4 protein-coding genes are annotated in these 7,034 nt (G+C 62.4%); 1 reads left to right on the plus strand and 3 read right to left on the minus strand.

Annotation, left to right across the window (positions count from 1 at the left end):
- Window positions 1-103: 103 nt before the first annotated feature.
- The 3 genes from QZY48_RS05190 to sthA all read right to left on the minus strand — a co-directional run bounded on the left by QZY48_RS05190 (window position 104) and on the right by sthA (window position 5,355).
- Entirely contained in the window at window positions 104-2,299 is a 2,196-nt protein-coding gene (locus QZY48_RS05190; protein ID WP_295428628.1) for a DNA methylase, read from the minus strand.
- A gap of 205 nt (window positions 2,300-2,504) precedes the next feature.
- Complete coding sequence (locus QZY48_RS05195; protein ID WP_295428630.1) at window positions 2,505-3,743, minus strand: Bcr/CflA family multidrug efflux MFS transporter; 1,239 nt, start codon at window positions 3,741-3,743, stop codon at window positions 2,505-2,507.
- A gap of 214 nt (window positions 3,744-3,957) precedes the next feature.
- Window positions 3,958-5,355: a Si-specific NAD(P)(+) transhydrogenase gene (gene sthA / locus QZY48_RS05200; RefSeq protein ID WP_295428632.1), complete on the minus strand. Its 1,398-nt coding sequence runs from the start codon at window positions 5,353-5,355 to the stop codon at window positions 3,958-3,960.
- Between the two features lie 387 nt (window positions 5,356-5,742).
- On the opposite strand from sthA, the gene QZY48_RS05205 reads away from it, so the two are divergent.
- Window positions 5,743-6,924 (plus strand): hypothetical protein, encoded by a 1,182-nt coding sequence (locus tag QZY48_RS05205; protein WP_295428635.1) that lies wholly within the window; start codon window positions 5,743-5,745, stop codon window positions 6,922-6,924.
- Window positions 6,925-7,034 lie beyond the last annotated feature (110 nt).

A 7,034-nucleotide genomic window follows, 5' to 3' on the forward strand; every position in this document is an offset into this window, starting at 1 on the left:
CGCGAGGTGGGCGTAGTTATGACCAAGGTCGGCGCCGGAACAATCGCTTGGCACGGATGAATGCCCCGTCCCGCCGGGGAGCGGCAACCCGGCCTTTGGCCTGCTATCGCGTCCGGTATTCGCGGATGCGCGTTTGTTCGATGAGAAGTGGCATTGTCGCAAGCGTGAAGACCTTGCCGTGTGTGGCTTGCAGCAATGCGCACACCTCCTCCACCGTGGCCAGCGCATCCATGGCGGCCCGGATGGTCGCGAGCTTCTTCGCGGTCGACCATGATGGTACCCACTCCGGCCGCAGGCCCCATATCGCCATCCGCGTTATATGTCCGAAGGCGATGCAACGGGTATCGCCGAGGGTCGGTTTCATACCGGCCAGGCGCAGTTCGGCCAGTTCGCGCTTCATCAGCCGCGCCAGTCCGGCCGCGTCCTCGAACAGCCAGGCGCGCGGCGTCGCGCCGCGGTCGCGGCAGACGAAGACGGTATCGACGATGGAGGAGGCGGTCCCATGGATATGGATGGACCCACCCATTTCCGCCGGGCAGGGTAGTGAGGCCGAACAGGTCAGGCCCGCGTCGAGGATGGCCAGCGCGGCGGCCTGATACGCCTCCTGCTTGTTGTGGTGATAAGTGAACAGCAGCGGCGCGCCGGGCTTGAGTGCGGCCGCCATCCGTGTGTAGACGGCCGCAAGTCCTTCGGCGAAGTGCTCGATGTTGCGCTCGGCCGTTGCGTTGCCGGTCAACTCGTCAAGGTGCCTGGTCGTCGTCAGCTCAAGGCCGGGGAAGTCACCGCCCATGAGCTTTCTGAGCCATACATAGCAGAAGTGCATCAGCTCGCCATACTGAACCATCCCGAAATAAGGCGGGTCGGTGAACACACCGTCCAGGCTGTGCGGCGCCAGCTCGATGTCGGTCGATGAGACGCAGCGGATATCGATGTCGCGCGGGGCGGCATCGGGCAGTTCCGGGTGTTTCTCTCCGATCCACTCACCGACGACGTAGTGCGTCGTTTTCCTCTTGCCGTTGAACAAGACCTCGAACGGCGCGGTGCAGTAGCGTTTCGCCTTGGTGTATTTCTCGGTGATATTGACCCAGGCGCCCGAGCCGATCGGCGAACCGTTCGGGTTGCGCAGGCCGAGGATATTGGACTCCACCTGCAGATAGCTGACCGGGAACCCATGGATCGAAAAAATATCAAGGGATTTCAGTGCCATTGCATCGTAGCGGCAGAGCATGTTCTGATAACGCAGCAGGTCGGAGAGATTCGTCGCCAAGGCCCGCCGCACCCGCCGGTCGGTTACGCCGGAAATAAACCGCGCGCTCGTTTCCAGTGCCAGCAACTGCCGGTCATTGAACAGCTCGCTGAACCGCTCGTAGCCCCAGCGGTGCAGGCGCGAGCTTTCGTCCCCGTCGGGTATCGCGTCGTCGGGCACGAACGACGGACGCATTTGTTGCCATGCCGCGCCTGCCGCCGCGACGCGCGCCAGATCCTCGGCGTCCGGCTTCTTGAACAGCCGACCGGGCCGCTTTTTCAGCTCGGGATTGTGATACTCCATGGCAAAAAGCCGGTGGGTGGGCGGGCCGGCGCCATGAAAGGGTGTTGCGTTCACATGGCCGCAATGCGGGCAGGGGCATTTGTTGCGCTTGACCGGGCCCTCGGTCCGCAGCTTCACGCCGCAGGCACAGTTCCCGGGATTTTTCGGGTCCGCCACTTCGTTGAGGTCGCCGCAGCCGGGGCAGACAAGCACATAGGCCGGATGCCGGGTGTCTTCGGCCAGCGTATAGCCGGGGAACAGGTCGAACCCCTGACCGCAAGCCACACAGGTCCCCGTCTTCACCCACATGAAGTATTTGACGTCGGCGTCGGCCCGTCCGGTCACCGGGCAGCGGGTCTTGTAGAAATGGCCAAGTGCCTGCGCCAGATGCTCAGCCAGTCGCCCGACCGTTTCGGTGTAGGCGCCGAGGTCGAGGGCGTCGATTTCCTCGCGTACCACCCAGGCCGCCATCGGATTGATGTCGGCGCCGACGACATTGCAGCCGATCCGGTTCGCTTCAAGCAGCGGCGTACCCCCGCCCATGAAGGGGTCGGCGACGGTGATTCCCGCGAAGCGGTGCGACTTGAAGTAGGTCGATACGATGGGGCCCGCGGCAAATTCCGACAGCAAGAGCCCGCGGAACAGGGTGCCGGGGCGGCGGGCAAACCACTTGTGAACGGCAATGATGGGGCGATAATTTTGCTGAATCTGCTTCTCGCGCAGGGCGAGTGCGGCAATGAAACTGATGTTGTAGTTTTTTTCGATACTCATGGGGCTGGCCTGCCGCGCGTCCTCAGTCTGGTCATTGCGCAGATTGGGGCTTGTTTAGTAGGGCGAGCGTCGTTGTCGTTGTCGTTGTCGTTGTCGTTGTCGTAATCGAGTTTATCGTAGTGCCACGGATTCTATCGCACCCCAAAGTGCATCGCTTCTCCGATTACGACAACGACAACGACAACGACAACGATTGCGGTTGTGTTCAGCTTGTTCTTGACGCGTTACTTAACCCACCCCGCTGCGGCACGGCGGGCCGCAGCAACCCACGCGGCGCTGCGACCAGCCACAGGTAGCTCAGGCCCGCCAGCAGACCGCACAGGGCCATGCCGAGCAGCAGGGGGCGCGCCGTGCCGTCATGGGCGAGGCTGACCAGGGAGCCGACGATGGCCCCGGTGCCGAAGCGCGCCGCCCCGGAGAAGGCCGAGGCGGTCCCGGCCATGGGCGCGAAGTGCATCATGTATCCCGCCATGGCGTTGCCGAGCACCACCCCGGCCACCCCCAGGTAGAGCAGGGTGGCGAGCACGATCGCCCACAGGGGCGGCGTGCCCCAGAGCGCGAGTCCCAGGAGCAGGAGCGCGGCGACCACCTGGACGGCCAAGCCCAGGCGCAACAGGCGCTCCGCCCCCAGGCGCGTGACCAGGCGGGCGTTGAGCGTGGTGGTCACCATGGCCGCGGCCACGTTGAGGCCGAACAGGACCGCGAACCAGGCGGTCGGAACGGCGTGCAGGATGATATAGACGAAGGGCGAGGTGACGATATAGGTCATCATGCCGCCGAAGGAGAAGGCCCCGACGAGCAGATAGCCCATGCCCGTGCGATGGTGCATCAGTTGGAGATAGTTGCGCAGGACCCGACCCACATCTGCCGGGTGGCGGCGCGCCGGCGGCAGGGTTTCCGGGAGCAACGCGAAGAAGAGCCCGATCGCGAGCAGTCCAATCCCGTAGAGGGCGATGAAGACCCAGTGCCAACCCACCTGACCTACGATGAGCCCGCCGATGGAGGGTGCCAGCAGCGGTGCCAGGGACATCACCAGCATCACCAGGCTCAGCACCCGGGCACACTCGTCTTTCTCACAGAGGTCGCGCACCAGGGCCGGCACCGTGACCGCGACGGCCGCCCCGCCCAGGGCCTGGACCACGCGCGCCGCGATCAGCGTTTCCATGGAACCGGCCAGAGCGCACCCCAGGCTGCCCAGGCAAAAGAGGGCCAGACCGCCACCGATGGTCGAGCGCCGCCCGCGCACGTCCGACAGCGGACCCAGGAACAACTGGGCCAGGGCAAAGACCCCGAGGTAGACGGTCACGGTGAGCTGGGCGAGTTCGATGCTCGAGCCGAGATCCAGTGCGATCACCGGCAGGCTTGGCAGATACATGTCGATGGCGAAGGGCGTCAGCCCCGAAAGCAGACCCAGGGTCAGGAGTATTGGCGGACGAATGTGCATGGAATCCTCGCTGAGGCGGCTTGCTGATGTCGGCTAGGGTAACCCGAAAGGCCGGGGCGCTGCCGGGGCTCCGGTTGGCCGGGGTGCGATCAGAACTGATGTGTTGACGCCGATCCGGTAGGGTACGCATTCGCACCCGGCTGGCCGGCCGGGGGGAGTGTGCATGGCGTCGCGGCCGAGCCCTGGCATGGACTCCAACGGGTCAAGTGATGCCCTAAAACAACCGGTTAATTCCGTTGAGCGCCGCCACCCGGTACGCCTCGGCCATGGTGGGGTAGTTGAAGGTGGTCTCGGTGAAATAGCGGATGCTGTTCGCGGCCCCCTGCTGGGACATGATCGCCTGGCCGATGTGGACGATCTCCGCGGCCTGCTCGCCGAAGCAGTGGATGCCCAGGATCGCGAGCGTCTCCCGGTGGAACAGGATCTTCAGCATACCCACCGTGTGGCCGGTGATCTGGGCGCGGGCCAGCGACTTGAAGTCCGCCTCTGCGACCTCGTAGGGGACCTGGGCCGCGGTCAGTTCGCGCTCGCTGCGCCCGATGGAGCTGATCTCCGGCACCGTGTAGATGCCGGTGGGAAACTCCTCGATCAGCGACCAGTCGCACTCCCCGTTCACGATATGGGCGCCGACGAAACGTCCCTGGTCATAGCTGGCGCTCGCCAGTGCCGGCGGTCCCACCACGTCGCCTACCGCGTAGATGTGCGGGAGTGCGGTCTGGTAGCTCGCGTTGACCTCCAACTGACCGCGCCGGTTGGGGGTCAGGTCGATCGCTTCCAGTCCCATGTCGCGGGTGTTGCCGGTGCGGCCATTGGCCCACAGCAGGACCTCGGTCTTGAACTTCTTGCCGGACACGCAGTGCAGCACCACGCCGTCGTCCGTTGTCTCCACCCGGTCTGCCGTCTCGTCGTTGCGGATCACCACCCCGCTCTGGCGCAGGTGATAGCTCAGGGCATCGGTGATCTCGTCGTCCAGGTTGGACAGCAGCCGGTCGCGGGTGTTGACCAGGTTCACCTTGATGTCCAGGTAGCTCATGATCGAGGCATACTCGCAGCCGATGACCCCGGCCCCGTAGATGGTCAGGGACCGCGGGGTGTGCGCCAGGGCGAGGATCGAGTCGCTGTCGCGCACCCGCGGGTGGCTGAAGTCCACGTCCGGCGGGTGATAGGGGCGCGAGCCGGTGGCGACGACGAAGTGCCGGGCGGTGAGTTCCTGCGCCGCGCCGCCCGGGCGTTCTACCGCGATCCGGTCGGGGGCCAGGAAGCGGGCGCGCCCGAAGACCACCTCCACCCGGTTGCGCTGGTAGTAGCGGTAACGGGTGCGCACCTGCTCGTTGATGACCCCATCGGCGGCGCGCAGCAGGTCCGGGAAATCCACCTCGATCTGATTGCGGGTGTGCTGAAACAGGGGGTTACGCCGGTAGTCCGCGAGCGTCTGGATGGAGTGGCGCAGGGCCTTGCTCGGGATGGTGCCCCAGTGGGTGCAGCCCCCGCCGACGGCGTTGTGGGCCTCCACGACGGCCACCTGCCGGCCGGCCTTGGCGAGTTTCATGGCGGCGCCCTCGCCGCCGGGGCCGGTGCCGATGACGATGGTGTCGAATTCACGGGTGGTCATGAATGTGGCTCCGGTCGGTCCAAGTTAAGACGCCCCCGATAACGATGCGCTCTTGGGGGCGAGCGGTCATCAAGTGTAACAATTTTGAGGGATTCTGTCGGGCCCCTGGCGAAGGGGGAGGATGCCACGCCCCCCCGGAAATGGTGTGCGCCAGCGGACCGAAAGACGCCATACCACCTTGCATGCTATACTCTAGCGCCGCGCTCCAACGTGTTGTTCCTGTTGACCTCGATAGTCCCGCCCTGTATTCGTAACCGAACGAATGGATTGCGTTTGGCGGTATACGGTTCCTGCGCATGGGGCGCCGCGTCTGGCTGACACCATGGCGCCCGCGCTTTGCATGAGGCACTATAGCGTTTTTGGCGCTGAGAAGATGAGGGTCTATCGGTGGTCTTTTTCACGCATCGCAATCTACTGCTGTCCTTATGGATAACCACAGGCTTGTCCGTCTGTCTAGCCATCTATGGCGGCATCGCTGCATACTCGCCCGTGCCTTTCTGGGATATGTGGGACCATCTGGACTTGGCAGCCAAAGCTCCAACCGGTGGCCTCCAAGTCTGGTGGGAGCAGCACAATGAACATCGAATTGTTTTGGCAAAAGTTTTGTTCTTGGTCGATCAGTCGTACTTTCACGGAAACCAATGGTTCCTGATCCTGGCGAACTACCTTATTGTCGCACTCTCCTGTGTCGTTTTCGTCGTACTTCTCAAGGAGCAGCTCGGCGAAGATGCAGATCCTATCCCTTTGCGTGTGCTCTCACTTATTCTAGTTACGATGCTCGTATCCTGGATACAGATCGACAATCTGACATGGGCATTTCAAAGTCAGTTTTTTCTGGCGCAGTTACTACCGCTCATTGCATTGTTTCTGCTATTTAAATCCGCTGCGGCGCCGGCGCATTCCCGGGGGCTCTTCATTCTTGCTTGTGGAGTCGGCTTCATATCAATAGGGACCATGGCAAACGGGGTCCTGGCCTTGCCCTTAATGCTTGGGCTCAGTCTCATCTTGCGGGTTACGCGAATGCGGTTAGCCATATTGGCATTGGTGGCTATCGCTGGCGTCAGTCTGTACTTTTTCGATTACCATGGCGTGAGCACCCATGGCAATCCTGGTGATGCAGGTCGCAACGCGCCTGGCGACATAATACGCTATGTCCTGCTGTATCTCGGTGGGCCCTTTTATTTCTTCACCTTCGGCAGCAAGGCAGCGGCGTATACCGCGGGTGCGTTTCTAGTCTGTTCGTCAGTCGTTTTTGCCCTGCAATGCATGCGATCACCCCGCGTCGGGGGGGGCCAGATTGTCACGCTCGCTTTTCTCGCATATCTTGGTGCCACCGCGCTGGTTACGGCTGCCGGGCGATTGTCATTCGGTGTTGATCAGGCGCTCGCCGGCCGTTACCAGACCCCAGCGCTCATGGCGTGGGCGGCATTGTTGATTCTCTATGCGCCATCGTTTTCACGATTATTGCAGCGGCAGCCGGTTCAAGGCATCTCGTTGGCATTGATGATTGCGCTTTTGTTGCTCCCTCAGCAATTGACTGCAATTAAGAATAAGCAGGATTATAGTTAACCGCAAAAATTACTGTACTAAAAGTCAAGTGAAGGAGCCCCTGTCATGAATAATCATACCCCCGTTATTGATAATGACTTCCTGATTGTTTACTATTTAGAAAAAGAGAA

This window comes from uncultured Thiodictyon sp., assembly GCF_903828115.1.
Classification (GTDB): domain Bacteria; phylum Pseudomonadota; class Gammaproteobacteria; order Chromatiales; family Chromatiaceae; genus Thiodictyon.

Excerpts from the sequence above, each read along its gene's own strand:
- sthA (WP_295428632.1), bottom strand. The coding sequence starts at position 5,355 with ATGACCACCCGTGAATTCGACACCATCGTCATCGGCACCGGCCCCGGC.
- QZY48_RS05195 (WP_295428630.1), bottom strand. The coding sequence starts at position 3,743 with ATGCACATTCGTCCGCCAATACTCCTGACCCTGGGTCTGCTTTCGGGG.
- QZY48_RS05190 (WP_295428628.1), bottom strand. The coding sequence starts at position 2,299 with ATGAGTATCGAAAAAAACTACAACATCAGTTTCATTGCCGCACTCGCC.